Below are 26,639 nucleotides of genomic sequence, written 5' to 3' on the forward strand. Positions count from 1 at the left end.
GACCGATCACGGGCCGCGCACAGAACTTTCCCGGCGGAACCGGTGAGCGGCCGGTGACCGTCCATCACACCGACGGCGCGACCATGTGCCGTCGGTGCCGGAGACACAACTGCTCGACCGGCATGCGGACTTCGCAGGGGGCTCGTGTTCATGTCATCGAAACGTCGGTCGTTGATGGCGGCTGCTGCCGTTGTGGTCCTGGTGGCCACGGCAAGCGGGTGCAAGTCGTCGGGCACCGAGGGCGACTCCAAGCCCACATCGGCGCAGACGGATACGGCGAAGCCGAAGCTCGACCTCTCTCTTCCCACGGCGCTGCCGACCAGCGTCACCGACCTGAAGAAGTGGGAAGAGGCGTACAAGCGCGGCGCCTGGAAGAACTGGGACAAGTCCCAGTGGCTGCGTAAGGCGGCGGATTTCGTCAACCCGGTGATCGACGGCCTGTGGAACGACGACCGGATGAAGGGCGCGGACCCCGAGGACAAGAACGTCCCCGTCGACGTCCCCGCCGACCAGGGGCAGACCGACCGCGCGCCCGCCCCGGTGGTCGCACGTGCGGTGGCGACGCCGTACCACCAGAGTGCGCCTGCGGTGGGGAAGCTGTTCTTCGACAGCCCCAACGGCTCGATGGTCTGCTCGGCGACCGTGATCCAGGATCCGGCGCACCCGGGCAAGTCCAACCTGGTCTGGACGGCGGGCCACTGCGTGCACGCGGGGGCGGAGGGCGGCTGGTACCGCAACATCGCCTTCGTGCCCGCGTACAACGACTCCGGTAAGAGCGCGGCGGACCTCAAGAACGCCAAGCGCGACGTCCTCGCGCCCTACGGGGTGTTCTGGGCCGACGGGGCCAGCACGTCACAGCAGTGGATAGACACTGGGGCCGAGTCCGGCGGCAGCGGCTCGCCGTACGACTTCGCCGTGCTGCACGTAGTGCCCGAGAAGGGCGGCAAGTCACTGGAGGAGACGGTGGGTTCCGCCATGCCGGTGTGGTTCGACGCACCGTCGACGGCGCAGGTCGGAGCCCTGGACGCGTGGGGGTACCCCGCGGCTCCGCCTTACGACGGCCAGCGGATGTTCGACTGCGCGGGCAAGCCGGGACGGCTGTCGCTCGACGCCCGGCAGCCCACGGAGTACCGCATCGGCTGCACCATGACCGCGGGTTCCTCCGGCGGCGGCTGGTTCGCCAAGCGGCCGGACGGTACGACGGCGCTGGTCAGCAACACCTCGATCGGCCCGGTGACGGCGACCTGGCTGGCCGGTCCACGGCTCGGCGCAGACGCCAAGAAGGTCTTCGACGCGGTGAGCAGGAAGTTCAGCTGAGGACGGCCGCTGTACAGCGATAAGGAAAGGGGTGAGGCCCCGTCTCCTGGAGACGGGGCCTCACCCCTTTCGCGTCGATCACGGTCGCGCCACCGGTGGGCGGGCCGATCGCCGGCCTGCTCGGTCAGCCGTGCGTGGCGAGGGTGAACGGGGCCAGTTCCGCCGCCAGCTCCTCGTGCACCCGGACCTTGAGCAGTGTGCCGTCGCCGGTGTGCTCCTCGGAGAGGACCTCACCGCCGGCGTGCACCCGGGACACCAGGCCGCCGTGGGTGTAGGGCACCAGAGCCTCCACCTCCACGTCCGGGCGCGGCAGTTCGTCGTCGATCATCCCCAGCAGCACATCGATGCCCTTGCCGGTGCGCGCCGACACCGCGATGGCGTGCTTCTCGTTGCGCAGCAGGCGCTGGAGCACCAGCGGGTCGGCCGCGTCCGCCTTGTTGATCACGACGATCTCGGGCACGTCGAGCGCGCCGACATCGCGGAACACCTCGCGAACCGCAGCCAGCTGCTCCTCGGGCACCGGATGTGAGCCGTCCACCACGTGCAGGATCAGGTCGGCGTCGCCGACCTCCTCCATCGTGGAGCGGAAGGCCTCCACCAGGTGGTGCGGCAGGTGCCGGACGAATCCGACGGTGTCCGCGAGGGTGTAGAGCCGCCCGCCGGGCGTCTCCGCCCTGCGTACGGTCGGGTCGAGGGTGGCGAACAGTGCGTTCTCCACCAGGACTCCGGCACCGGTGAGCCGGTTGAGCAGCGAGGACTTGCCCGCGTTGGTGTAGCCGGCGATGGCCACCGACGGCACCTTGTGCCGCTTGCGCTCCTGGCGCTTGAGGTCGCGGCTGGTCTTCATCTCCGCGATCTCCCGGCGCATCTTGGCCATCTTCTCGCGGATGCGGCGCCGGTCGGTCTCGATCTTGGTCTCACCGGGACCACGGGTGGCCATGCCGCCACCGGACGAGCCGGAACCGCCACCACCCATCTGCCGGGACAGCGACTGGCCCCAGCCGCGCAGCCTCGGCAGCATGTACTGCATCTGGGCGAGCGAGACCTGGGCCTTGCCCTCACGGGACTTTGCGTGCTGGGCGAAGATGTCCAGGATCAGCGCGGTGCGGTCGACGACCTTGACCTTCACCACGTCTTCGAGATGGATGAGCTGGCCTGGGCTCAGCTCACCGTCGCAGACCACGGTGTCGGCGCCGGTCTCCAGGACGATGTCCCGCAGCTCCTGCGCCTTGCCCGAGCCGATGTACGTGGCCGGGTCCGGCTTGTCACGGCGCTGGATGACGCCGTCGAGGACGAGTGCGCCTGCGGTCTCGGCGAGTGCCGCCAGCTCTGCCAGCGAGTTCTCGGCGTCGTCCACGGTCCCGGAGGTCCAGACACCGACGAGCACCACGCGTTCCAGCCGCAGCTGCCGGTACTCGACCTCGGTGACGTCCTCCAGTTCGGTGGACAGTCCCACGACCCGGCGGAGCGAGGCCCGCTCGGAGCGGTCGAGCTGATCGCCGTCCCGGTCTTCGTCGATGTGCGTGCTCCAGGCGACGTCCTCTTCCATCAGGGCGTCGGCCCGAAGGCTCTCGGGGAGGCGCTGGCGGTCGTTCGAAGAGGAAGAAGAGGAGGAGGTCATCGGATCCTTAGGTCGTACGGTCACGGTCCGGCACCCGTTCGTGCCGTCACTACGATGGTCGCACGCCGGGCGGTCGCGGTCACGCGGGTTTCCCGGCGGTTGCGCACAACGTGAGGACCACTCCTACGGGTGACGCGGGCCGGGAACGGGCCTGCGCAGCCATCCGTTCACTCAGAGTAACCGCCAGAACGGACCAGCCGGCCCGGCGGCGGACCTGAGGAGTGAGTGCGGTGCGCGAGCGCAGGACGGCAGTGGGCAGGACGGCCGAGGCGGGCTCAGCTGCGGCAGGCGGTCACCGCGGGCCTGGCGCGGTAGACGTCGTAGACACCGGGCACCGCCCGCATGGCGCGCATCAGGGCGGCGAGGGCCTGGGGGTCGGGCAGCTCCACCGTGTACGTGTGGCGCACGCGGTGCTCCTGCGGTGGTTCCACCGCCGCCGAGACGATACCGACGCCCTCGGTGGCGATCACCTCGGTGAGGTCGGCGAGCAGCCGCGGGCGGCTCAGCGCCTCGGCGAGCACCGTGGCGCGGTAGCCGCCGGCCGGGGTGACGTCCCGCCACCCGACAGGTACGGAGGTGCGGCCGGCCGCGGTCATCCGGGCGGTGCTGGGGCACTCGACCCGGTGGACGGTCACGGCGCCGCCGCGAATGACGAAGCCCGTCACCGCGTCGGGCGGGACGGGCGTACAGCAGCGGGCGAGTCGCACCGCGGCGCCGGGCAGGTCGGCGACGGCCACCGGCTGGGCGGCCGGGGCGCTGCTGGCCGCCCGGGTGGGCCGAGCGGCCGGGGCGGCGGCCGGCTGGTCGTCGTCGACCGGGGCGGGGTGCTCCGCCAGCCATCGGGTGATGGCGATCCGGGCAGCGGGGGTGGTGGCGTGCTCGAGCCATTCCGCGGCCGGGCGGGAGGCCGCCGCATCGTCCAGCAGCAGTTGCAGGCTGTCACCATCGCGCAGCCGGGTGCCCAGCGGCGCCAGCCTGCCGTTGACCCGTACGCCGATACAGCGGCGGCCGCCCTCGCCGTGCACGGCGTAAGCGGCGTCGACGCAGCTCGCACCTGCGGGCAGCCGGATGGTGCCGGAGGCGTCGCCGCCCTCCGCGGTGAAGACGGTGATCTCCCGGTCCTGAGCGAGGTCGTCCCGCAACGCGGACCAGAAGGTGTCGGGGTCGGGAGCCTCACGCTGCCATTCGAGCAGCCGGGCGAGCCAGCCCGGCTGGGTCGGGTCCACCTTTCCCCAGGCCTCGGCAGCCGCGGAGCCGGCAGCGGTCCGTCCCGCTCCGCTCGTGGCGGGCGGCGGCGTGCCGTCGGCGGACTGCAGGTGCTCCGCGGCGGTGTGCGGGTCGCCCAACGCGATCACCCCGGCCTCCGCCACCCGGTGCATCTGACGGGTGCGGACGAGGACTTCGGCGATCCGGCCCCGGTCGTCGGCGACGGCGGTGTGCAGCGACTGGTAGAGATTGAACTTGGGGGCGGCGATGAAATCCTTGAATTCGGCGATCACCGGGGTGAAGCAGGTGTGCAGCTCGCCGAGCACGGCGTAGCAGTCCGCGTCCTCCCCGACCAGGACGAGGAGCCTGCCGAAGTCACCGCCGCCGAGCTCCGCGCCCCCGCGCTTGAGCAGCAGCCGGTGGACGGAGACCGCATGCCGCGGCCTGATGGCCACCTCCGCCGCGATGTCCGCTTCCCGCAGCACCTTGCGCAGGTCCTCCGCGATGGCCGCCAGCAGGTCCGGCTGCTCCGCGTTGGCAGCGATCATGGCCTGGGTGCGGGCGTACTCGGCGGGGTGGAGGATCGCGAAGACCCGGTCCTCCAGCTCGGTCTTGAGCGCCTGCACACCCAGCCGCTCGGCCAGCGGGATCAGCACGTCCCGGGTGACCTTGGCGATTCTGGCCTGCTTGTCGGGCCGCATCACCCCGAGGGTGCGGACGTTGTGCAGCCGGTCGGCGAGCTTGATCGACATCACGCGTACGTCGCTGCCGGTGGCCACCAGCATCTTGCGGAAGGTCTCCGGTTCCGCGGCGGCGCCGTGGTCGACCTTCTCCAGCTTGGTGACGCCGTCGACCAGGTAGGTCACCTCGGAGCCGAACTCGTTGCGCACCTGATCCAGCGTCACGTCGGTGTCCTCGACGGTGTCGTGGAGCAGAGAGGCCGTCAACGTGGTCGTTTCGGCGCCGAGTTCGGCGAGGATCAGGGTGACGGCCAGGGGGTGGGTGATGTACGGATCGCCACTCTTGCGGGTCTGCCCGCGGTGCGAGGACTCGGCGAGCACATAAGCGCGGCGCAGCGTCTCTACGGCGTCGGGTCCGGCCTGCGGGTGCCGGGCGCGGTGGACCTTGATGAGGTGTTCGATGGCGCCGGGCAGCCGAGCCCGGGTGCCGGGGCCGAGCAGGGCTGCCCGGCCGAGCCGACGCAGATCGATGCGCCGCAGACCGCGTCGGCGGGCCTCGGCGGCGCGCTGGATCTCCATCGCGTTGTCTGCGCTCATCGGCACCTCCGGCAGCATGAACCGGCGGCGGGAGCCCTCGCACGACCCGCGGGGCCGCGCCGGTGATTGATGCTACCGAGCCCACCACGTGCGGCTGTCACGCTCTCGCCGAGAGTGATCCCCATCACCCGTTCGAGGGACGGTGTACGGGGGTTCCTGGCGGAATGCGCACGGCGGCAGAACGGAGCGGCGGTGTCAGCGGACCGGGTGGACGGCCGAGAACGCGGGGTCGAGCACTCCTTCGGCGACGATGACCGCGGGACCGGTCATCTCGATCAGGCCGTCGACGTTCTCGGTGATCACCAGCCGGCCTCCGGGGAGGTCGACCGTATAGGTGACGGGGCGGCCCGTCTCCGCGGGGTCGAGGCCGTCGCGCCGGGCGGCGGCGACCATGACGGCACAGGCGCCGGTACCGCAGGAGCGGGTCTCCCCCGAGCCGCGCTCGTGGACGCGCATGGCCACATGGCGGGGTCCGCGGTCCACGACGAATTCGACGTTGGTGCCGGCGGGGTAGGCCTCGGCGGGGGCGACTGCGGGGGCGCGGAAGAGGTCCCCGGCGTCGTCGAGGCCCTCGACGAAGACGACGGCGTGCGGGTTGCCCATGTTGACGTTCAGCGCGGGCCAGCTGCGGTCACCGACCGAGACGGTGACGGAGCCGCCGGGAAGAGCCGCGCGGCCCATGCCCACGGTGATCCCGCCGGGGGTGCCGTCGTCGCCGTCCTTGGCGATGTGCACCTGGCGCACGCCGGCGCGGGTGGCCACGGCCAAATCGCCCGCCTCGGCCAGGCCGGCCTGCTGGAGGTAGCGGGCGAAGACACGGACGCCGTTGCCGCACATCTCGGCGATACTGCCGTCGCTGTTGCGGTAGTCCATGAACCACTCGGCCCGGTCGGCGAGAGCGGCGGCCTCGGGGTGGGCCGCGGAGCGGACGACGCGCAGCAGGCCGTCGCCGCCGATGCCGGCGCGGCGGTCGCACAGCCGCGCCACCTGGGCGGCGGACAGGTCGAGCAGGCCGTCCGGGTCGGGGACGATCACGAAGTCGTTCTCGGTGCCGTGGCCCTTGAGGAAGGTCGAAGGGGCGGTGCCGTGGTGTGCGTCAGTCACATGTCGATCGTACGCGGACGGGCTGTCCTGCCGTACGCGGGCAGGCGGCCGGAAGGCGCCGCGAGGCGTCAGCGCAGCCGCGCGACGCGCCAGACGGCCAGCGCGGCGAGCAGCACGGTCACGGCCGCGTAGCCAGCGACGAAGCGCCAGTCGACCCGGGCGCCCGACCCGCGGGCGGGCAGGCCGGGCCAGGTGTAGCCGACCCGGCGGGCCGCCATCAGGCCCCAGCCCGCGGAGCAGCAGCACAGCAGCAGGCCGAGCATGGCGACGACCGGGCCGGCGTCGCCGGATTCGAAGGCGAGAGGAAACGCGAACATGAGCGACCCGCCCACCGCGAGCGCGATGATCGGGGCCAGCTGCCATATCCGCAGCCGCCGTTGCGGTCGCAGCTCGCGGAAGGACTGGCCGCCGTCGAGCGGCAGCACCGCGTCGATGGAGCCCAGCGGGTCGAGCGGGTCGCCGAGGGCGTCCAGCGGTTCCAAGTGCGCCAGTTCGTCGAGGCGTTCCGCACCGTTGGCCGGGACGCCGTGGATCTCCTGTGACGCATGGGACTCGTAGGAGTCCGCTGCTGGGTCGCGCCCCTGAGGGGTGTCGCGTGGGCCGACTGCCATCGCCACGCGCCCTCCCGAGTCTCCGACACCGTAGCTAGATGCTCGATGATGGCACGGTCGGAGGGCTGCTCCCGGACGCCGGAGCGTCCCGATGCCATCACGTGATCAGGCTGTGACCGCTTCTTCGAGCAACCTCAGCGCATGGTCGGTGAGTTCCGCGTCCCCGGCAGTGAGCCAGTGCACACGGCGGTCACGTCTGAACCACGAATCCTGTCGCCGCGCGAAACGTTTCGTGGCCCGCACGGTGTCCTCGCGCGCCTGCTCCTCGGTGCAGTCACCGGCCAGTGCGGCGAGCACCTGCTGGTAGCCGAGGGCGCGGGAGGCGGTGCGGCCCTCGCGCAGTCCGACGGTTTCCAGGGCACGGACCTCGGCGACCAGGCCGGCGGCCCACATGCGGTCCACCCGAAGTGCGATGCGCTCGTCGAGCAGCGGCCGGGGGATGTCCAGTCCGATCTGCACGGTGTCGTAGACGGACTCCTGCGCCTCCACCTGGGGCAGGTTGGCCGTGAAGGGCCGACCGGTGATCTCGACCACCTCCAGGGCGCGGACGATCCGGCGTCCGTTGCTCGGCAGGATCGCCTGGGCGGCGGCAGGGTCGACGGCGGCCAGCCGGGCATGCAGGGCGCCGGGGCCGCGCATGTCGAGTTCGGCCTCCAGCCTGGCCCGGACGGCGGCGTCGGTGCCGGGGAACTCCAGCGGGTCGATCGCGGCCCGGACGTACAGCCCGGAGCCGCCGACCAGCACCGGGACGCGGCCCGCCGCGTGCAGCCGGGCGATCTCGGCACGGGCCAGCCGCTGGTAGTCGGCGACGTTGGCGGCCTGCGTCACGTCCCAGATGTCCAGCAGGTGGTGCGGCACACCCTGCCGCTCGTCGGGTGGGAGTTTGGCGGTGCCGATGTCCATACCTCGGTAGAGCTGCATGGAGTCGGCGTTGATCACCTCGCCGCCCACCATCCGGGCCAGAGCGACACCGAGATCCGACTTTCCTGCCGCGGTGGGGCCGACGACGGCGATCACACGGTTCTTCACGGTGCCAGTCTCCCAAACATCCGGTGCCGACCTCGATCGGCCGGGACACCGGCGGTCCGGGGTTGGCGGGGCGCATTCACGGCGGCGCGAGTATTGTCTGACGTGAGGGGCATTTTGCGATGCTTGTACCGCTTTGCGGGCATCTTGTCGCAAAGCGGCCGCAGTCGCCCGCCCTGGTCGCGTCATCTTCGAGGGAAGGTGCCAGATGAGCTTCATGGACACGCTCAAGGACAAGCTCGGCCTGGCCAAGGACAAGGCGGGCGACACGGCCCGGCAGCACCCTGACAAGGTCGACTCCGGAATCGACAAGGCGGCGCAGACCGCGGACTCGAAGACCGGCGGCAAACACTCCGACAAGATCGACACCGGAGCCGACAAGGCGAAGGACACCATGGGCAACCTCGGCGACAAGGGCGGCCAGGACACCGGCGGTACGACCTGAACACCCGCGCCGGATGAGGCCGTTCCTGTCGCACGGCGCCAGGCGAACGGCTGAAGATGCCGGACGGCCGCGGAACTCCACCTTCCGCGGCCTGTCCATGTCCGCTTCCGACGGCAATGTGCCGGCTGGTTACGTCCAGCCGGCCACGAAGTACCCGACGCCGTAGGGCGCGTCCTCGTAGAGCAACTGCCCACCGAGGCCCGCACCCTCGGCGGCGCCGGCCAGCAGTTGCCAGGGCGCCCGGCCGGCCGCACGAAGCTGCGCCCCGGACTCCGGGTCGAGTCCGGCCAGCGTACGGACGTCGGCGGCGGCCAGGGCAGCGGCGACGGCCGCGTCGTAGCCCTCGGCGCGCTCGTCCAGGTAGCCCGGCGCCTTGACCGTGCGGCATGCGCTGCCGTCGCCCATGACGAGCAGGGCGACCCGCCCTGCCGCTGCGACGACCTCCCGCCCGGCGGCGGCACACAAGTCGGGTGCCAGCTCCTCCCCCACGCCCAGGCCCTCCACCGGGCCGGCGTTCCAGCCGCGCAGCAGCCAGGCGGCGACGGCCAGCGAGGACGGCAGGGGCGGTGCGCCGCCGGCCGAGGCGTGCTCACCGTCTGCCGCCGACACCTTGCCGAGCCGTACGTCGAGCGCGACGCCGAAGGGGCGGAAGGAGCCGTAGGCGCCCGTGGGGAAGGCACTGCGGCCCGGTGAGTCGGCCGGCCCCACGGCGACCAGCAGGTCGGGCCGGGACGCGGCCAGCAGGCCGACGGCGTCCGCGCAGGCCTCCCGCAGTGCGTCCAGCTCCGGCGCGGCTCCGGCCGCCACCTCGGGCACCAGCAGCAGCGGGCAGGGGCAGACGGCAGCGGCGACCAGCATGATCGCCACCCTACCGCCGGCTCAGGACAGCCGGCCGCCGCCTTGCGCAGCCCGTGCTCAGTCGACCGAGCAACCGCCCGCGGCGGCCATCGGCCCCGCCGGTGCGGGCGCGGGCACCCCGATCGTCGGCAGCCCGAGCATCACACCGGCGGGCTGCGGCGCCGGGGCGGCGGTCCGCCGCTCCCAGGCGTCGCCAGCGCGCGTACGGCGTACGGACAGCGGCGGCCGCTCGGCGAGCAGGTGGTGGGGCGCCGCGTAGGTGATCTCGACGGTCACCATGTCGCCCGGCCTGACCTGCTGTCCCTCGGGACGCTCGAAGTGCACCAGCCGGTTGTCGGGCGCGCGGCCCGACAGCCGCCGGGTGGCGTCGTCCTTGCGGCCTTCTCCCTCGGCGACCAGCACCTCGATGGTGCGGCCCACCTGCGTCCTGTTCTGCTCCCAGGAGATCTCCTCCTGGAGCGCGACGAGCCGCTCGTAGCGCTCCTGGACGACGGCTTTGGGGATCTGGCCGTCCATCTCCGCGGCCGGGGTGCCGGGCCGCTTGCTGTACTGGAACGTGAAGGCCTGGGCGAAGCGCGCCTCGCGGACCACGTGCAGCGTCTGCTCGAAGTCCTCCTCGGTCTCGCCGGGGAAGCCCACGATGATGTCGGTGGTGATGGCGGCGTCCGGCATCGCGGCGCGCACCTTCTCGATGATGCCGAGGTAGCGGTCCTGCCGGTACGACCGGCGCATCTCCTTGAGCACCCGGTCGGAGCCCGACTGCAGCGGCATGTGCAGCTGGTGCATCACGGTCGGCGTCTCCGCCATCGCGGCGATCACGTCGTCGGTGAAGTCGCGCGGGTGCGGCGAGGTGAAGCGGATCCGCTCCAGGCCCTCGACCGCGCCGGTGGCGCGCAACAGCTTGCCGAACGCCTCGCGGTCGCCGATGTCGGAGCCGTAGGCGTTGACGTTCTGGCCGAGCAGGGTGACCTCGACGACGCCCTCGGCGACCAGTGCCTCGACCTCGGCCAGCACGTCGCCCGGACGCCGATCCTTCTCCTTGCCGCGCAGCGCCGGCACGATGCAGAAGGTGCAGGTGTTGTTGCAGCCCACGGAGATGGCGACCCAGGCGGCATACGCGGACTCGCGGCGCGACGGCAGCGTCGAGGGGAAGGTCTCCAGCGACTCGACGATCTCGACCTGGGCCTCTTCCGCGATCCTGGCCCGCTCCAGCAGGACCGGCAGCTGCCCGATGTTGTGCGTGCCGAACACCACGTCGACCCAGGGTGCCCGCTTCACGATCGTGTCGCGGTCCTTCTGCGCCAGGCAGCCGCCCACGGCGATCTGCATGCCCGGCCGGGCCGCCTTCTTCGGCACCAGCTGGCCGAGGTTGCCGTACAGCCGGTTGTCGGCGTTCTCCCGCACCGCGCAGGTGTTGAAGACGACGACGTCCGCGCCGTCGGCGCCCTCCGGCGCCCGCACATAGCCGGCGCCCTCCAGCAGGCCGGACAGCCGCTCGGAGTCGTGGACGTTCATCTGGCACCCGTAGGTGCGGACCTCGTAAGTACGCGCGCTCATAACAATCCCCCAGAGTACGTGGTTCCCGGGCTGCGCCGCCCCCGTCTTGCGACGCTCACGGCCGCCGGCCCCGCTGCGTGTCCGCCGGCACTTCCGCGTATCAGCGCAGCCTGGCAGGATCGCGGGGCATGGACCTCCACCGCCTCCGCACACTGTGGCCGCAGGGCCGCCGTGCCCGGTGGCGGCGGGCGCTGCAGACCGCGCTGGCCGGCGCGTCCGCACTGGCCCTGCTGCTGTGGTGGCTGCTCCCGTCCGGCGGCCCCGGCTACCCCCGTGCCCCGTTGTCCTTTGCCACGGGCGTCGCCAACGGGGTGTACGAGAAATACGGGATGCTTCTGCAGAGCGACCTGCGGACGGCGCTGCCCGGGGTCAAGGTCACGCTGGAGCACACCGAGGGGTCCGTCGACAACATCAAGCGGGTCGCCTCGGGGCGGGACGACTTCACCATTGCGGCTGCCGACGCCGTGGCAAGTTACGACGGCCCGGGAAGGGAGCGGCTGCGGGCGGTCGCGCGGCTCTACGACGACTACATGCAGCTGGTCGTGCCGATCGACTCCCCCGTCCGCTCCATCAAGGACCTGCGCCATATGACGGTCGGGGTGGGGCAGGCCGACTCCGGCGTCAATCTGATCACCCGCCGGCTGTTCGCCGCCGCGGGCATGGACATGAGCAAGGACGTGACGGCGGAGCCGGTCGGCATCGACCAGGCGCCGGCGATGCTGCTCGGCGGCCGGCTCGACGCCTTCTTCTGGTCCGGCGGGCTGCCGACGGCAGCGGTGTCCGCGATGGCCACCCCGGTGGCGAGGATCAAGCTGGTGCAGCTCGGGGACCTGGTGGCCCCGCTGCACGCGATGGGCGCCGACATGGCCTACTACCGGCAGGCGGTGATGCCGGCGGACGCCTATCCGGCGGCGCAGGGCGGCAAGGCCGTGCCGACCGTCGCGGTGGCGAACCTGCTTGTCACCACGGACCGTGCCGACGACGGGCTCGTCGAGCGGCTGACCCGGGCGGTGATCGACAGCAGGGATGCGATCGGCACCGTCGTCCACGCGGCCCAACTCGTGGACCTGCGGACCGCCGTCTTCACCGACCCGCTGCCGCTGCACGTGGGCGCGGAACGCTACTACCGCTCGGTCAAGCCGTAGCGGCCGCAGCCGTGACCCGGACGACAGGCCCTACGTCGCCACCGCCGGTGCCGTGCGCGGCACGCGGAGGGTGACCTCGAGGCCGGAGGGATCGCGGTGGCTGTACGCGATGGCGCCGCCGCCCTGGCTGAGCAGAGCCTTGGCAATGGACAGGCCGAGACCGGAACCCTGCACATTCTGATGCCGGGCGCTGCGCCAGAAGCGGTCGCCGATCCTGCACAGCTCCTCGTCCGCCAGCCCCGGGCCGCTGTCGGCGACGACGACGGTGGCGCTGTCGCCGTCCACCGCCACCACGACCGTGACGGCCTTGCCTGCGGGGGTGAATTTGATGGCGTTGTCCAACACCGCGTCCAGTGCACTGGACAGGGCGACGGGGTCAGCCCACCCGGCCACCACCGCGTCGTCCTGCGGTGTCCTGAGGTCCAGTCCGACGCCGGCCCGGTCGGCGTACGGGCGCCAGGCCGCCGTACGCGTGCGGGCCATGGCCGCGATATCCATCGCCTCCAACTGGCTGCCGGAACTCTCGGCCAGTGCCAGGCCGAGCAGGTCGTCGAGCACCTGGGCAAGCCGGTGCCCCTCCTCCTTGACCGACTCGGCCTCGGTGTGGCCCTCGGGCAGCTCCAGGCCGAGCAGTTCGATCCGCAGCAGCAGTGCGGACAGCGGGTTGCGCAACTGGTGGGAGGCGTCGGCGACGAAGGCGCGCTGCTGGTCGAGCACGGCCTCGACGTTGTCGGCCATCTCGTTGAACGACTGGATCAGGCGCCGCAGTTCCGGCGGCCCGCTGGCCGCCCTGCCCCGGGACTTCATCCGGCCGGTGGCGATGTCGTGGGCGACCCGGTCGAGGGTGGCGACCGGCAGCAGCACCCAGCCGGTGAGCCGCACCGCGCACAGCATGGCGATGACCATTGCCGCGAGTTCGCCGGCCGCCAGCAGCATCCACTGGTGCAGGATGCGCGAGCGCAAGGCGCCGGTCGGAGAGTCGGTGACGACCACCGCCACCACGTCGCCGTCCCGCACGATGGGCGACGCGATGGCCAGCCTGCGGTGCTGCCAGGGCCACACCTGCGCCGGATCGTGGGCCCGGCGGCCCAGCAGTGCTGACTCGTAGGCGTCGTAGAGCTCGCCCTCCGCGGGCAGTTGCCAGCTCTTGGGGGCGGCGGCCATGGGCGCGCTGTCACGGTAGAAGACGCCCGCACCGATGCCGTAGAGCTGCTGGTAGCGGGCGAGCTCCGTGCGCAATGTGTGCAGCCTTTCGCCGTCCACGCTGTCCACCACGGACTTCTGCTCGTCGCGCGCGGTGACGAACTGCGCGAGCGCGGCGAAACGCGTGGTGTCGTCGATCCGGTCGACGACGACGCGCTGCTGCTGTGCGGCGGCCAGGCTCGCGGCCAGCGGGATACCGAGGGCCAGCAGAACGCCCGCCATCAGCACGATCAGCAGCGGAAGCAGTCGGGAGCGCACGGCGGGGGACCTGGGCTGTCGGGGTCAGCCGGCGGACGGCACGACGAGCCGGTAGCCGACGCCGCGCACCGTCTCGATCATGGCCGGGGTACGCAGCTTGGAACGCAACGACGCCACATGGACCTCCAGGGTTCGGCCCGTACCCTCCCACGCCGTCCGCCACACCTCGCTGATGATCTGCTCCCGCCGGAAGACGACTCCGGGCCGCCCGGCTAGCAGCGCCAGCAGGTCGAACTCCTTGCGGGTCAGCACGATCGACTCGCCGTCCACGGTGACCCGGCGGGTGGTCAGCTCGATGGCGATCCGGCCGAGCAGCAGGCAGGTGCGCTGCGCGGCGGGCACGGCGGCCTGCGCGGCCGCGGGCGGCCCGTCGCCGAGCAGCGGCTCGGGCGCTACGAGGCCTGCCGGGTTGAGCGGCGCACGGCGGCTGACTGCGTGGATGCGGGCGAGCAGTTCCCCGGTGTCGTACGGCTTCACGATGTAGTCGTCGGCGCCCAGGTTGAGGCCGTGGATGCGGGACCTGACGTCGGCGCGGGCGGTGACCATGATCACCGGTGTGGCCGTCCTGCGCCTGATCCGGCTGCACACCTCGAACCCGTCCTGGTCGGGCAGGCCCAGATCGAGCAGGACGCAGTCGAAGGCCGGGCCGCCGTCGGGCAGCAGGGCCTGGATCGCCTCCTCGCCACTGCGGGCGTGCCTGACGTCGAATCCGTGCTTGCCGAGGAGTGCGGAGACGGCCGCGGCGACCCGGTCGTCGTCCTCCACCAGCAGCAGCCGCATCTGCGGTCTCCTTCTTCGGCCCGGCCCACGCCGGCCACATCCGTCCGTCCCGGGTCGTGCCCGGCCCCTGTGACCGAATCCACGCCGATCGGCCGGGGGTGCGTCAAGGGTGTACCGGCTTACGGTGCCGACCGTTACCGAGCCGGTACGCGTCCCGAACGCCGTTCGATGCATCCGGTATGCGCCGGGCGTGCCGTCGGCGCACCGCGCCGACGTGCGACTGTCGCTTGACGCGGGCAGGCGCAGTGGGTTGCATACGCTTTGTGACCGCACTTCTTCCGGGGACCGCACTGTGGACCCGGTGATCGTCGCGGGGGCCGGCCCTGTGGGCCTGACCCTCGCCCTCGCGCTGGCCCGCCGTGACGTCCCCGTCATCCTCCTGGACGAGGCGGAGGTGATCGCCGACGCCGAGGGGCTGCGGCGCTCGCGCACCGCGGTGCTGGGACCGGCGGCAGTGGCGCTGGTCGAGCGGCTGGGCTTCCCTGCCGTCCGCGACGACGGCGCCACCTGGACCGGATGGCGCACCGTACGCCGGCGTGCCGAGGTGGCGCGGATCGACTTCGGGGCGGACGACGCACCGGTGCACATCGCCCAGCACCGGCTGGAGAACGGCCTGCGGCAGGCGCTGCTCGGCTGCGGCTCGGTGCGGATCGTCGCGGGCTGCCGGGTGGACGCGCTGGAGCAGGACGCGCGCGGGATCACCGTGCACACCACCGGCTCGCACGAGACGTGGTGGCGGGGCAGCTACCTGGTGGGCTGCGACGGCCCCCGGTCGACGGTGCGCAAGCTGCTGGGGGTGCGCTTCCCCGGGCGCACCGCGGTGGACCGGCACGCCGTGGCGGTGGTGCGGGCCGACCTGCCGGAGCCGGGCGTCGCCCTGCTGCACCGGGACCCGCCGGGCGCACCCGCCGGGCAGGAGGTGACGGCACGGCCGCTTCCCGAAGGACTGTGGCGGCTGGACTGGCTGTTGCCGGTGCAGGCCCGTCCGCTGACCCCCGACGCCCTGGTGGAGCGGCTGCGCGGCACCCTCACCGCATGGTGCGGCAGCGTCGTGCCCTACGAGGTCGTGGGTTCCGCCGACTACTCCGTCCACCAGCGGCTGGCCAGGCGCTGGCGGTCGGGCCGGGCCTTCCTGGCCGGGGACGCCGCGCATCTGATGGGCGCGCTGGGGGCGCAGAGCGTCGAGGAGGGGCTGCGGGACGCCGAGAACCTGTCCTGGAAGCTGGCACTCGCCTGGCACGACGGGGGGTCCAAGCTGCTGCTCAACAGCTATGAGGCCGAGCGGCGCGGCGCGGTCGGCGCGCGGCTGCGGGCCACCGACCAGGTGCTCCCGCTGCTCCGGGCGAGCGGTACCTGGCAGACCGTACGGCAGTCGCTGCTGTCGGGGTCGGCGCGCGGGCAGGCGGAACTGCTGACCGACAGCCACCTCGGGCGAGGTGCGGCGGCCGTCTCCCGGGTCTACGGGCGCTCGCCGCTCGCCCTGCCCGCGCCGCGGTCGGGCGGGGGCAAGTCCGCTGCGTCGCCGCTGGTGGCGGGGTGTGACACACCGCCGGGCGGGCAGGTCGCCGACGTACAGGTGACGGCGCTCGACGGTACGGTCGGCCGCTTGCGGGACCGGCTGGGGCAGGGTCTGGTCGTGGTCCTGGTCGCGCCCGGGACTGGCGTGTGGGAGAGCCGGCACTGGCTGACGGCCGGGCTGATGCCGCGGCTGGCGTCGGCGGTCGCCGCATTGCCCACTCCCGCGGAACTGCTGGTGGCCGAGACCTACCCGGGGGCGACGGCGCACAGCGTGCTGCTGATCCGGCCGGACGGGCATCTGGTCACGGCCATGGTCGGCTGCCGTCCCGCCGAGCTGTACTCCTACGCCGACCTCGCCCGCGGCGGTCCGCCGGCCGCGGTCGGCGGCGACGAGGACGACGGCCAGGGCGGCGGTCAGCACGACGACGCCCGCGGGGCGCCGGAGAGCGACGCCGCGGGCACACGCGTCAGCGGGCCTACGCGGTAGGCCGCAGCCGGTGCGGGCTGCGTGACGCCCGCCGACCCGGCCGCTCGGCTATTCCCATGGGTCCAACCCCTCTGCGCCGGACCACGACTCGGCGCCGTCGGGGTCGGTCTCCTTCTCCTGTGCGAGGGCGTCGCGCACCACTTTGAGGGCCAGCCCCTCGCTGTAGCCCTTGCGGGCGAGCATTCCGGCCAGCCGTCGGATCCTCCGGTCCCGGTCCAGGCCTCGGGTGCCGGGCAGCCGGCGCTGGACGAGTACCCGTGCGGTCTCCTCCTCCTGCTCGGGGTCGAGCAGGCCGACGGCCTCGGTCACCAGCTCGGCCTCCACCCCGCGATGCCGCAGCTCCCGGGCGAGCGCCCGGCGGGCCAAGCCGCGGCCGCGGTGGCGTGACTCCACCCAGGCGTTGGCGAACGCCTGGTCGTCGATCAGCCCTACGTCCTGGAAGCGCTCCAGGACGTGTTCCGCGACCTCGTCGGGGATCTCCTGCTTGCGCATGGCGTCCGCGAGCTGCCGCCGGGTGCGAGGGGTCCCGGTGAGCAGACGCAGGCACAGCGCCCGCGCCTGCTCCTCGGGATCGAGCGGCGGCTCTCGCGAGGCCCTCGACTCGGAAGAGCCGCCGCGCTCCTGGGACCTGCGCGCCACGGCGTCAGGCCTTGGCAGCGGTGGCCTTGGCCGCCTTCTTCGGCGCCGGGACCTCTGCCTTGGCCGGTACCGCGGCACCTGCCGCGTCGGCGCCCGGCTGGGCTGCCGGAGCCTCGGGCTTCGGCACGCCGACGCCCAGCTTCTCCTTGATCCGCTTCTCGATCTCGTCCGCCAGGTCCGGGTTGTCCTTGAGGAAGTTGCGGACGTTCTCCTTGCCCTGTCCGAGCTGGTCGCCCTCGTACGTGTACCAGGCGCCGGACTTGCGGACGAAGCCGTGCTCGACGCCCATGTCGATCAGACCGCCCTCGCGGCTGATGCCCTGGCCGTAGAGGATGTCGAATTCGGCCTGCTTGAAGGGCGGCGCGACCTTGTTCTTGACGACCTTGACGCGGGTGCGGTTGCCGACTGCGTCGGTTCCGTCCTTGAGCGTCTCGATCCGGCGGATGTCGAGCCGGACGGAGGCGTAGAACTTCAGCGCGCGGCCACCGGTGGTGGTCTCCGGCGAGCCGAACATCACACCGATCTTCTCGCGGAGCTGGTTGATGAAGATCGCGGTGGTCTTCGACTGGTTGAGCGCACTGGTGATCTTGCGGAGGGCCTGGCTCATCAGCCGGGCCTGGAGGCCCACGTGCGAGTCGCCCATCTCGCCCTCGATCTCGGCCCGCGGCACGAGGGCTGCCACGGAGTCGATCACGATGAGGTCGATGGCTCCGGAGCGGACCAGCATGTCCACGATTTCCAGCGCCTGCTCACCAGTGTCCGGCTGGGACAGCAGGAGGTTGTCGGTGTCGACGCCGAGGGCCTTGGCGTAGTCGGGGTCGAGGGCGTGCTCGGCGTCCACGAACGCCACCGTGCCGCCGGCCTTCTGCGCGTTGGCCACCGCGTGCAGGGTCAGCGTGGTCTTGCCCGAGGACTCCGGTCCGTAGACCTCCACCACCCGGCCGCGCGGCAGTCCGCCGACGCCGAGAGCCACGTCCAGGGCGGTCGACCCGGTGGAGATGACCTCGATGGGTTCATTCGGCCGGTCGCCGAGGCGCATGACCGCGCCTTTGCCGAACTGCCGTTCAATCTGCGCGAGCGCGGCGTCGAGCGCCTTGTCGCGGTCGTTTCCTGCCATGGGTTCCACCCGGGATGTCTGGTTCGATCGCTTCACGTCCACGACGCTAGCGCCTGCCACTGACAATGCGCCCGGACGTCGCTCCGGCCTGTGGATAACTCGGGCGGTTCCGGCCGGCGGTTCCGGCCGAAATCCATGCCGCCGACCCGGAGAATCCGCCCGGCGCATTCCATAAGAATGGATGTTCGAATTTGGTGTCAAGCGACCCGCCGCGGCCGTCACGCCCGGGGATCGGTCACCTCGTAGCGCCGCACGTAGGCCGCGAAGAAGCCCTGCAGGGTGGCGGTCACGGGGATCGCGATGAGGGCGCCGACCGCACCGAGCAGGGCCGTGCCCGCGATGACCGAGCCGAAGGCGACCGCCGGGTGGATGTCCACCGTCCGCGCGGTGATCCGCGGCTGGAGCAGGTAGTTCTCGAACTGCTGGTAGACCACGACGAAACACAGCACCCACAGCGCGTCCCACGGATCCTCGGTGAACGCGATCAGGACCGGCAGGGCGCCCGCCAGATACGTGCCGACGGTCGGGATGAACTGCGAGACCAGGCCGACCCAGACGGCGAGCGCGGGAGCATAGGGCACCCCGAGCACCTGGAGCAGGACGTAGTGCGCGACCCCGGAGATCAGGGCCATCAGCGCTCGGGAGTAGAGGTACCCGCCGGTCTTGGCGACCGCGATCTCCCAGGCCCGCAGCACCTCGGCCTGGCGGGCGGGCGGCAGGACGGAGCACAGCGCACGCCGCAGCCGGGGTCCGTCGGCGGCGAAGTAGTAGGTGAAGAGCAGCACGGTGAGGAGCTGGAACACCGTGCCGATGACGGTCGCGGACAGCCCCCACACGCTGCTCGCGCCGTTCGCGAGATAGGTGCGCACCCAGTCGGAGTGCAGGACGTTGTCCCGGAGCTTGCCGGTGTCGAGATGGGAGTGGAAGGTCCTGTTGATCCACATGACGACGTCGTCCACGTACCGCGGCAGGTTGCGCACGATGGTGCCGATCTGGCCGACCAGCAGCGAGCCGAGCGCCAGCAGGAAACCCGCCGCGGCGGCCAGCACCACGAGGATGACGAGGCCGGTGGCCAACCCGCGGCGGACCCCGCGGGCGGCCATCCAGTCCACCGCGGGCTCGATCGCGACGGCACAGAAGAAGGAGATCACGACGTTGACGAGCAGCCCGAGCAGCCGGTCGAAGGCCCAGTGCGCGAGCTGGTAGCAAGCGAAGAGCGCGAGGGCGAGCACCAGAGCGCGCGGCAGCCAGCGCGGCATGCGGGCGCGCGGTGTACCGGGCGTGTCGTGCGGGCCGGGTCCGCCGGGCGGCGGGGCAGGAGGCGTGGCCGGATCGGGGGTGTCGTCGCTTCCTGCCACGCGCCCAGTGTCACCTCGGGGGTGGGGAAAGTCCTGATTTCGACTCATTCGGCGCAGCGGGCACGCCGGGCATCGACGGGGTGGTGCCGCCGGGCGGAAACCGCGTGGTGTCCGCCCGGCGTCGGGTCAGCGAAGGGCTGCGGGTACGTCCATCGCGACGCACACCGCACGCCAGACGGCCTTGGTCTCCCAGCCGTCGTCCAGCGCCTGGTGGACCGTACGCCCGCCCAGTTCGGCCATCACATGGTCACGTGCGAAGGAGTCGGCGTAGGCGTCACCGAAGTGGGCGCGCATTCGTTCCCAGAAAATCGTCAACCGCATGGCTGCCAGTATCGCGCGCCCGCGGCGCGGGTCCGGCCAGGCCGCCGTCACATGCCGGACAGCGCGCGTACCGCCGCGGTGACGAGCACCGCCGCGGCGATGACCACCAGGAAGGGCGCCCGCAGCAGCACCGCGATCCAGGCGGCGGCGAGCCCGGCGGCGCGCGCGTCGACGGTGAGCCGCAGCTGGTCGGTCCCGAAGGTCTGCAGTGCGGTGAGCGCGGCGAGCAGCGCGATCGGCACCAGCGCCGCGAGCCGCTTGACCAGCGGCTTCTCCAGCAGCCCCGCCGGTACCGACAGGCCGAGCAGTTTCACCGCGTAGCAGCCTGCCGCGGTGACGGCGATCGCCGTCCACGTGTTGACGGCCGCGCTCATTGCCGCGCCTCCTGTGCTGCCGGGCCGGCCGGCGCGGCGCCGTCGCCGCGGTTCCGACGGCCGGCGGCCAGCACCAGTGGCGCGGCCAGAGCGGCGGCCAGTACCGGCACTCCGGCCGGCAGCAGCGACAGCCCGCCCAGCGCGAGCAGCACGGCGAGCCCGGCCACGGCCCGCTCGGTACGGCCCTTGAGCATGGGGGCCAGCAGGGCGAGGAAGACGGCAGGGCCGGCCGCGTCCAGGCCCCAGGCCGCGGGATCGCCGAGTGCGGAGGCGCCCAGCGCTCCGACCAGGGTCGTGAGATTCCAGAGCGCATACAGGCTCGCGCCGGTCACCGTGAAGCCGAGCCTGGCACTGGCCCGGTCCGGCTGGGCGAGCGCCACCGCGGACGTCTCGTCGATGACCCATTGCGCGGCCAGCGGCCGCAGCGCCGCCGGCAGCCGCAGCAGTTGGGACAGCCGCAGCCCGTAGAAGGCGTTGCGGGCGCCCAGGAAGAAGGCGCCGGCCGCGGCCGCGAAGGGATTGCCTCCCGTACCGAGCGCGCTGACCAGGGCGAACTGCGAAGCCCCGGTGAAGACCAGCAGGGACAGCAGGCAGCTCTGCAGCACCGTGAGCCCGGCTCCGGCTGAGGTCACGCCGAAGGCGAAACCGGACAGGCCCACGGCCACACCGACGCCGAGGGCGTCGCGGACCACGCGTGAGCGGGACGGGTACGGGGGCGGCGGCCGGTCTGCGGCCCTGCCGGATATCGGCGGTGCGGTCATTCGCCCAGGCTAGGAAGGCCTCAGCAGCACGTCTTGTACGTTCTTGCGTTCGCGCTGGTACGCCCCGGGTGGGACGCCGACGATCCGGGTGAAGTGGCGGTTGAGGTGCGACTGGTCGGTGAAGCCGACGGCTGTCGCCGCGCTCGCGGGCGCGACCCCGGCGTCCAGCAGCCTGCGGGCCTCCTTGACGCGCTCGCCGGTCAGCCAGGCGTGCGGGGGCAACCCGTAGGCGGACTTGAACGCCCGCAGAAGGGCGAAAGGGCTGGTGCCGAACTCGGCGGCGAGCTGTTCCAGGCTCGGTGGCTCCGCGAGCCGGGCCGTCAGCAGATCTCGTGCGCGGGCGGCAACGGCCTGCCCGCCGGAGAGGCCGCGTGCGGCGACGGGTCCGGTGCCGTGCCGGGCGAGCACGCGGGCCAGCAGGAGCCGCAGGCAGGTGTCGGCCGCCAGCGCGTTGTCGCTCTCCGCGGCGGCGTGGACGTCGGCGATCATCCGGGCGGTGACCGGGTCGACCACGACGGTGGTGTCGAAGGCGGGGGTGCCGCGCGGCGCGGAGAGCTCGGCGGCCACCGCGGCGACGACCTGCCGTGCGGGATAGAGGACGTGGTAGGCCCAGCCCTCCTCGGTGCCCGCGTACGCCGAGTGCGGGGTCTCGGGGTTGATCAGCACGACACCGCCTGGGCCGGCCCGCTCGGCCCCGTCCGGCAGGCCGATGCCCTCCACTCCCCCGGTGACCGCGGCGATCACGTAGCCATCATGAGCATGCCGGGGGAAGGTGTGGCGGACGTAGCGCGCCCGCAGCAGGTCCACCCCCGGCAGCGCGGGGTGCTCCCAGTGTCTTGCCTGCTCGCGGGCCGCCATGAGGCCATTGTGGCGTGACCGCGCCAGGAGTTATCCACAGGCGGCGAATCCGGCTCAGCGCGCTGTCGGTGCGGCGAGGCAGGATGGTGGCATGTCCAGTCGCAGCAGCCTCGACGCTTTCTCCCCCGCCACCCGCGCGTGGTTCACGGGGGCGTTCAGCGAGCCCACACCCGCCCAGGCCGGGGCGTGGACGGCCATCGCCGAGGACTCCGACGTGCTGGTCGTCGCACCCACCGGCTCCGGCAAGACACTCGCCGCCTTCCTGGCCGCCCTCGACCGGCTGGCCGCCACCCCGCCGCCGGCCGAGGCCCGCAAGCGGTGCCGGGTGCTGTACGTCTCACCGTTGAAAGCCCTGGCGGTCGACGTGGAGCGCAATCTGCGCAGCCCCCTCGCGGGCCTGCGCCAGGAATCGGTACGCCTCGGGCTGCCCGAGCCCGAGGTACGCGTCGGAATCCGCTCGGGCGACACCCCGCCGGCGGAGCGGCGCGCGCTGGTCACCCGGCCGCCCGACATCCTCATCACGACCCCCGAATCGCTCTTCCTCATGCTCACCTCCGCCGCCCGTGAGGCGCTGAGCGGGGTGGAGACGGTGATCCTGGACGAGGTGCACGCGGTGGCGGGCACCAAGCGGGGCGCCCACCTGGCCCTGTCGCTGGAACGCCTCGACCACCTGCTGGACCGGCCCGCCCGCCGGATCGGGCTGTCGGCCACCGTACGTCCCGTGGACGAGATCGCCCGCTATCTGTCCCCGCAGCGCAGGGTGACCGTCGTCCAGCCACCGTCGCAGAAGGAGTTCCGGCTGTCGGTGGTGGTGCCGGTGGAGGATCTGGCCGAGCTGGGCGGCTCGCCGGTTGCCGACCAGGCCGAGCACAGCGGCCCCGCCGCGGGTCCGGCCGAGCGGCCCTCGATCTGGCCGCATGTGGAGGAGCGGATCGCCGACCTCGTGCAGGCGCACCGCTCGACGATCGTCTTCGCCAATTCGCGGCGGCTGGCCGAGCGGCTGTGCAACCGGCTCAACGAGATCGGCCATGAGCGGGCGGAGGGCGAGCCGCTGCCGGAGGCCCACTCCCCCGCCCAGCTCATGGCCCAGTCCGGAGCGGCCCGCGGTGCCCCTTCGGTGCTCGCCCGCGCCCACCACGGCTCGGTGTCCAAGGAGCAGCGGGCACTGGTCGAGGAGGACCTCAAGGCCGGGCGGCTGCCCGCCGTCGTCGCCACCTCCAGCCTGGAGCTGGGGATCGACATGGGTGCCGTCGACCTGGTCGTCCAGGTGGAGTCACCGCCCTCGGTCGCCTCGGGGCTGCAGCGCGTCGGCCGCGCGGGGCACCAGGTCGGCGCGGTCTCCACCGGCGTGGTCTTCCCCAAGTACCGCGGTGACCTGGTGCAGTCCGCGGTGGTCACCGAGCGGATGCGGGCAGGGTCGATCGAGTCGCTGCGGGTCCCCGCCAACCCGCTCGACGTGCTGGCCCAGCAGATCGTCGCCATGACCGCGCTGGACAGCTGGGACGTCGACGAGCTCCTGGCGGTGGTGCGCCGTGCGGCGCCCTTCGCGTCCCTGCCGCACTCGGCCTACACGGCGGTGCTCGACATGCTCGCCGGACGCTATCCCTCCGACGCCTTCGCGGAACTGCGGCCGCGGCTGGTGTGGGACCGGGTGGCGAACACCCTGACCGGGCGGCCGGGAGCCCAGCGGCTCGCCGTCACCTCCGGCGGCACCATTCCGGATCGGGGCCTGTTCGGGGTGTTCCTGGCCGGAGCCGACCCGAAGAAGGGCGGTGGGCGGGTCGGCGAGCTGGACGAGGAGATGGTCTACGAGTCCCGGGTCGGCGACGTCTTCACTCTGGGCACGACGTCCTGGCGGATCGAGGACATCACCAGGGACCGGGTGCTGGTCTCACCCGCGCCGGGTGTGCCGGGGCGGCTGCCCTTCTGGAAGGGCGACCAGCTCGGCCGGCCGCTGGAGCTGGGCCGGGCGCTGGGGGCGTGGCTGCGCGAGGTGGGTGCGCTGGCCGAGGGGCCGGCCAGGGAGCGGCTGTCGGCCGCGGGGCTCGACACCTGGGCCGCCGACAACGTGCTGGCCTACCTCGCCGAGCAGCGGCAGGCCTGCGGCCACATCCCGGACGATCGGACGATCGTGGTCGAGCGCTTCCGTGACGAGCTGGGCGACTGGCGGGTCGTCATCCACTCGCCGTTCGGCGCGCAGGTGCACGCGCCCTGGGCGCTGGCACTCGGCGCGCGGCTCCAGGAGAAGTACGGCCTGGACGTGCAGGCGATGCATGCCGACGACGGCATCGTGCTGCGGCTGCCGGACGCCGACCTGATGGGGCTCGACCTGCTGGATGTCACCCCGACAGCGCGGGGGGCGGAGTTCGATCCCGAGCAGTCGCCGGTCGGAGCCGCGGACGTCGCCTTCGACAAGGGCGAGGTCGAGCAGCTGGTCACCGACCAGGTGGGCGGCTCCGCACTGTTCGCCTCCCGGTTCCGCGAGTGTGCGGCCCGCGCGCTGCTGCTGCCGCGCCGCAGCCCCGGCAAGCGCACCCCGCTGTGGCAGCAGCGCCAGCGCGCCTCACAACTGCTGGAGGTCGCCTCCGAGTACGGCTCGTTCCCGATCGTGCTGGAGGCGGTGCGCGAGTGCCTCCAGGACGTCTTCGACGTGCCGGGGCTGGTGGAGCTGATGGGCGACATCGAGGCCCGCAAGGTGCGGCTGGTCGAGGTGACCACGGCCGAGCCGTCGCCCTTCGCAAGGTCATTGCTGTTCGGCTATGTCGCCCAGTTCCTCTACGAAGGGGATTCGCCGCTGGCGGAGCGGCGGGCGGCCGCGCTGTCCCTGGACTCGCGGTTGCTGGCCGAACTGCTGGGGCAGGCGGAGCTGCGCGAACTGCTCGACGCCGACGTGCTGGCGGAGCTGGACCGCGAACTGCAGTGGCTGACCGAGGACCGCAGGGCCAGGAGCGCGGAGGGCGTCGCGGACCTGCTGCGGCTGCTCGGACCGCTGACCGACGCGGAGCTGTCCGCCAGGGGTGCCGAGCCGGCCTGGGCCGCTGAGCTGGAGTCCGCCCGGCGGGCGATCCGGGTGCGCATCGCCGGCGCCGAGCGCTGGGCGGCGGTCGAGGACGCGGGACGGCTGCGGGACGCGTTGGGCACCGCGCTCCCGGTGGGGGTGCCGGTGGCCTTCACCGAACCGGTGAAGGACCCGCTGGGGGATCTGCTGGCCCGCTACGCGCGTACGCACGGTCCGTTCACGACTGGGGAGGCGGCGGCCCGATTCGGGCTCGGGGCGGCGGTTGCGGACGGCGTGCTGCACCGGCTCGGGGCCGCCGGGCGGGTGGTTCAGGGCGAGTTCAGGCCCGGCGGTGCGGGTCAGGAGTGGTGCGACGCGGCAGTGCTCCGCCGGCTGCGGCGACGGTCCCTGGCGGCGCTCCGGCAGGAGCTGGAGCCGGTGCCGCCGGCGACACTGGGCGTTTTCCTGCCGCAGTGGCAGCACATCGGCACCCACAGCCTGCGCGGAATGGACGGTCTGGCGCGGGCGGTGGAGCAGTTGCAGGGAGCGTCGGTGCCCGCGTCGGCCCTGGAGAAGCTGGTCCTGCCGTCCCGGGTCACCGGCTACAACCCGGCGATGCTGGACGAGCTGACCGCGTCCGGCGAGATCCTCTGGGCGGGAGCCGGTGCGCTGCCCGGCAAGGACGGCTGGATCTCCCTCTACCTCGCCGACACCGCGCCGCTGCTGCTCCCCGCGCCGCAACCGCTGGAGACGACCCCGCTTCACCAGGCGGTGCTGTCCGCGCTGTCCGGCGGGTACGGGCTGTTCTTCCGGCAGATCGCCGACCAGGTGCGGGCGGGCGGCCTGGAGGTCACGGAGCCGCAACTTGCCGACGCCCTCTGGGATCTGGCGTGGTCGGGCCGGCTGACCAACGACACGCTCGCACCACTGCGGGCGCTGCTCGGTTCCGGCCGCACCGCGGGGGCGACCGCGCATCGGGCACCCCGGTCGGTACCGCGCGGCCGGTACAGCTCGCTCGCCGCCCGGGCCGTACCTCGCGCCACGGCCTCCCGCAACGGTCCGCCGACCACCGCCGGGCGCTGGTCGCTGGTACCGGTGGCCGAGCAGGACCCAACGCTGCGCGCCCATGCCCTCACCCACGCCCTGCTCGACCGGCACGGGGTCGTCACCAGGGGCGCGGTGGCGGCGGAGGGGGTCGAGGGCGGCTTCTCCGCGGCCTACCGGGTGCTGGCGGCGTTGGAGGAGACCGGCCAGGCGCGGCGCGGTTATGTGATCGAAGGCCTGGGCGCGGCGCAGTTCGCCATGGACGGGGCGGTGGACCGGCTGCGTGCGCTGAGTACGGCCCGGGAGCGGGAGGAGGAACAGCCGGGCCGCGCCAGGACGGTGGTGCTTGCCGCGGCGGACCCGGCCAACCCTTACGGCGCCGCCTTGCCGTGGCCGGAGCAGCCGGCAGGCGTCGGGCACCGCCCCGGCCGCAAGGCGGGCGCGCTCGTCGTGCTCACCGACGGCGAGGTCGCCCTCTACGTGGAGCGCGGCGGCAAGACGCTCCTGGCCTGGCCCACCGACGAGATACGGATGCAGGCCGCGGCGGATGCGCTGGCCCTGGCCGTCCGGGAAGGCGCCCTGGGCAAGCTGACGGTCGAGCGGACGAACGGCGAGTCCGCGTTGACCTCACCGCTCGGCCGCGCGCTGGAAGCAGCAGGCTTCCACGCCACCCCCCGTGGCCTGCGCCTCCGCGACTCCCACTGATCCTCGGCGGGGTGCCTCCGCAGGACCCAAGTGCCCGCCCCCGCGGCGCCC

The 26,639-nt window shown here is 72.7% G+C and carries 20 protein-coding genes and 1 pseudogene; 5 read left to right on the forward strand and 16 right to left on the reverse strand.

Going from position 1 to position 26,639, the window contains the following annotated elements; all coding sequences use genetic code 11:
- Positions 1-150 precede the first annotated feature (150 nt).
- The gene (locus NFU81_RS10840) at positions 151-1,317 is read left to right on the forward strand and encodes a trypsin-like serine peptidase (protein ID WP_251488073.1); all 1,167 of its coding nucleotides are present in this window, start codon (positions 151-153) and stop codon (positions 1,315-1,317) included.
- A gap of 124 nt (positions 1,318-1,441) precedes the next feature.
- Here the strand turns inward: NFU81_RS10840 and hflX are convergent, their stop codons facing one another.
- From hflX to miaA, 5 genes are all read right to left on the reverse strand, one after another.
- Entirely contained in the window at positions 1,442-2,938 is a 1,497-nt protein-coding gene (gene hflX / locus NFU81_RS10845; protein ID WP_251488074.1) for a GTPase HflX, read from the reverse strand.
- Positions 2,939-3,213: 275 nt separating this feature from the next.
- Entirely contained in the window at positions 3,214-5,421 is a 2,208-nt protein-coding gene (locus NFU81_RS10850; protein WP_251488075.1) for a RelA/SpoT family protein, read from the reverse strand.
- A gap of 195 nt (positions 5,422-5,616) precedes the next feature.
- Positions 5,617-6,525 (reverse strand): diaminopimelate epimerase, encoded by a 909-nt coding sequence (gene dapF, locus NFU81_RS10855; protein ID WP_251488077.1) that lies wholly within the window; start codon positions 6,523-6,525, stop codon positions 5,617-5,619.
- 68 nt (positions 6,526-6,593) lie between these two features.
- A complete protein-coding gene (locus tag NFU81_RS10860) occupies positions 6,594-7,136 on the reverse strand; it encodes a hypothetical protein (protein ID WP_251488078.1) in 543 nt (180 codons plus the stop codon).
- A 105-nt stretch (positions 7,137-7,241) separates the two neighbouring features.
- Positions 7,242-8,165: a tRNA (adenosine(37)-N6)-dimethylallyltransferase MiaA gene (gene miaA, locus NFU81_RS10865; protein ID WP_251488079.1), complete on the reverse strand. Its 924-nt coding sequence runs from the start codon at positions 8,163-8,165 to the stop codon at positions 7,242-7,244.
- Positions 8,166-8,370: 205 nt separating this feature from the next.
- On the opposite strand from miaA, the gene NFU81_RS10870 reads away from it, so the two are divergent.
- Positions 8,371-8,607 (forward strand): antitoxin, encoded by a 237-nt coding sequence (locus tag NFU81_RS10870; RefSeq protein WP_251488080.1) that lies wholly within the window; start codon positions 8,371-8,373, stop codon positions 8,605-8,607.
- A 129-nt stretch (positions 8,608-8,736) separates the two neighbouring features.
- Here NFU81_RS10870 and NFU81_RS10875 read toward each other — a convergent pair whose 3' ends face one another.
- Positions 8,737-9,465, reverse strand: a complete 729-nt coding sequence (locus NFU81_RS10875) for a class III extradiol dioxygenase subunit B-like domain-containing protein (protein ID WP_251488082.1) — start codon at positions 9,463-9,465, stop codon at positions 8,737-8,739.
- Between the two features lie 57 nt (positions 9,466-9,522).
- Positions 9,523-11,022, reverse strand: coding sequence for a tRNA (N6-isopentenyl adenosine(37)-C2)-methylthiotransferase MiaB (gene miaB / locus NFU81_RS10880; protein WP_251488083.1), 1,500 nt, complete (start codon positions 11,020-11,022; stop codon positions 9,523-9,525).
- Between the two features lie 128 nt (positions 11,023-11,150).
- Here miaB and NFU81_RS10885 point away from each other — a divergent pair, with 128 nt between their 5' ends.
- Entirely contained in the window at positions 11,151-12,167 is a 1,017-nt protein-coding gene (locus tag NFU81_RS10885; RefSeq protein ID WP_251488084.1) for a TAXI family TRAP transporter solute-binding subunit, read from the forward strand.
- Positions 12,168-12,197: 30 nt separating this feature from the next.
- On the opposite strand, the gene NFU81_RS10890 is transcribed toward NFU81_RS10885, so the two are convergent.
- Positions 12,198-13,628 (reverse strand): sensor histidine kinase, encoded by a 1,431-nt coding sequence (locus NFU81_RS10890; RefSeq protein ID WP_251488087.1) that lies wholly within the window; start codon positions 13,626-13,628, stop codon positions 12,198-12,200.
- Positions 13,629-13,652: 24 nt separating this feature from the next.
- A complete protein-coding gene (locus NFU81_RS10895) occupies positions 13,653-14,408 on the reverse strand; it encodes a response regulator transcription factor (protein WP_251488094.1) in 756 nt (251 codons plus the stop codon).
- A gap of 292 nt (positions 14,409-14,700) precedes the next feature.
- Between NFU81_RS10895 and NFU81_RS10900 the strand changes: the two genes are divergently transcribed.
- Positions 14,701-16,413, forward strand: a complete 1,713-nt coding sequence (locus NFU81_RS10900; protein ID WP_251488098.1) for an FAD-dependent monooxygenase — start codon at positions 14,701-14,703, stop codon at positions 16,411-16,413.
- 48 nt (positions 16,414-16,461) lie between these two features.
- Here the strand turns inward: NFU81_RS10900 and recX are convergent.
- The 7 genes and pseudogenes from recX to NFU81_RS10935 form a co-directional block, all read right to left on the reverse strand.
- Positions 16,462-17,154: pseudogene (recX, locus tag NFU81_RS10905) on the reverse strand (recombination regulator RecX); the annotation flags it as partial.
- Entirely contained in the window at positions 17,057-18,169 is a 1,113-nt protein-coding gene (gene recA, locus NFU81_RS10910; RefSeq protein ID WP_251488101.1) for a recombinase RecA, read from the reverse strand. The gene recA and the pseudogene recX, both read right to left, overlap by 98 nt.
- A 218-nt stretch (positions 18,170-18,387) precedes the next feature.
- Entirely contained in the window at positions 18,388-19,527 is a 1,140-nt protein-coding gene (locus NFU81_RS10915) for an AI-2E family transporter (protein WP_251488103.1), read from the reverse strand.
- Between the two features lie 126 nt (positions 19,528-19,653).
- The gene (locus tag NFU81_RS10920; protein WP_251488106.1) at positions 19,654-19,848 is read right to left on the reverse strand and encodes a DUF3046 domain-containing protein; all 195 of its coding nucleotides are present in this window, start codon (positions 19,846-19,848) and stop codon (positions 19,654-19,656) included.
- A gap of 47 nt (positions 19,849-19,895) precedes the next feature.
- Positions 19,896-20,222 carry an AzlD domain-containing protein gene (locus NFU81_RS10925; protein ID WP_251488109.1) on the reverse strand — a complete coding sequence of 109 codons (327 nt, stop codon included), beginning with the start codon at positions 20,220-20,222 and terminating at the stop codon, positions 19,896-19,898.
- Complete coding sequence (locus NFU81_RS10930) at positions 20,219-20,983, reverse strand: AzlC family ABC transporter permease (protein ID WP_251488112.1); 765 nt, start codon at positions 20,981-20,983, stop codon at positions 20,219-20,221. The genes NFU81_RS10925 and NFU81_RS10930 overlap by 4 nt, the downstream gene beginning before the upstream one ends.
- A 9-nt stretch (positions 20,984-20,992) precedes the next feature.
- A complete protein-coding gene (locus NFU81_RS10935) occupies positions 20,993-21,841 on the reverse strand; it encodes an AraC family transcriptional regulator (RefSeq protein ID WP_251488115.1) in 849 nt (282 codons plus the stop codon).
- 91 nt (positions 21,842-21,932) lie between these two features.
- On the opposite strand from NFU81_RS10935, the gene NFU81_RS10940 reads away from it, so the two are divergent.
- A complete protein-coding gene (locus NFU81_RS10940) occupies positions 21,933-26,588 on the forward strand; it encodes an ATP-dependent helicase (RefSeq protein ID WP_251488118.1) in 4,656 nt (1,551 codons plus the stop codon).
- Positions 26,589-26,639 lie beyond the last annotated feature (51 nt).

Origin of the sequence: Actinacidiphila cocklensis (assembly GCF_907177275.1) — a bacterium.
GTDB lineage: Bacteria > Actinomycetota > Actinomycetes > Streptomycetales > Streptomycetaceae > Actinacidiphila > Actinacidiphila cocklensis.